At 44.6% G+C, this 978-nt stretch carries 2 protein-coding genes; both read left to right on the top strand.

Features of this window, described 5'->3' with window-relative positions:
- A partial coding sequence (locus tag P5683_RS25295) for an HNH endonuclease signature motif containing protein (RefSeq protein ID WP_315645119.1) occupies positions 1 to 383 on the top strand: 383 nt, incomplete at its 5' end.
- Positions 384 to 395: 12 nt separating this feature from the next.
- Positions 396 to 978 (top strand): HNH endonuclease (locus P5683_RS25290; protein ID WP_006669614.1); only part of this gene is annotated, 583 nt, incomplete at its 3' end.

Genomic DNA, 978 nt, shown 5'->3' with positions numbered 1-978 from the left:
CTAGGAAGTTATTTCAGGCATTGCAGCCCTATTTCACTCCTAAACGTCTCGCACGGACACCAATAGTCAGACATACCCTAGAGAGACCGGACGCAACACCATACGACGGAAACTGGACATACTGGGCAACCAGAAAAGGACAAGCAATTGGAACACCAACAAGGATAGCAAAACTACTCAAGAAACAGAAAGGTAAGTGTAAATGGTGTGGACAATACTTTACACCATCAGACGTAATTGAGGTTCACCATATTGTACCTCGATGCCTAGGCGGAAAGGATGTATACAATAATCTTCAATTACTGCACCACCACACCCGCGATGACAAGACAGCCCTAGACAAGGCTAAAGCTGTATCCATAACAATGGAACAGTCAGACTAGGAGCTGTGTGAGGTGAAAGTCTCAAGCACGGTTTTGAATGGGAGGGAATGGAGGCGACTCCATTCTCGACCCCTAATGGCATGGACAGTATCAAGATGCAGAAAGGCAAATCACGATAAACTGAGGAAATATTTTAGACCGGGAACGGTCAAACTCAGTAATGGGAAAGAAAGACATGAAACTTGGTTATTCCAGACCAAGGATGGATACACGTTATGGAAACATGACTGGACTCCGATTGTCAGACACACCCTAATACGCCCGGAAGCAACACTTTATGACGGAAACTGGACTTACTGGGCAACCAGAAAAGGACAAGCAATTGGAACGCCTAATAGGGTAGCAAAACTACTCAAAAAGCAAAAAGGCAGGTGCTCTTGGTGTGGGCAATACTTTACCCCATCAGACATAACTGAAGTAGACCATGTTGTACCTCGAAGCCACGGTGGAAAGGATGAATACAAAAATCTTCAGTTACTACACCGCCATTGCCACGATGATAAGACGGCACTCGATAATTGGTGTTGCATACAGCCTTTGTCTCAATCATTAAGCACAGTAACAACACTTGGTAAACCAGTTATTCAAACACTGT

The organism is Limnospira sp. PMC 1279.21, assembly GCF_032349615.1.
Classification (GTDB): domain Bacteria; phylum Cyanobacteriota; class Cyanobacteriia; order Cyanobacteriales; family Microcoleaceae; genus Limnospira; species Limnospira fusiformis.
The sequence above is the reverse complement of the archived record's forward strand: the minus strand, read 5'-3'. Positions and strand labels throughout refer to the sequence as shown.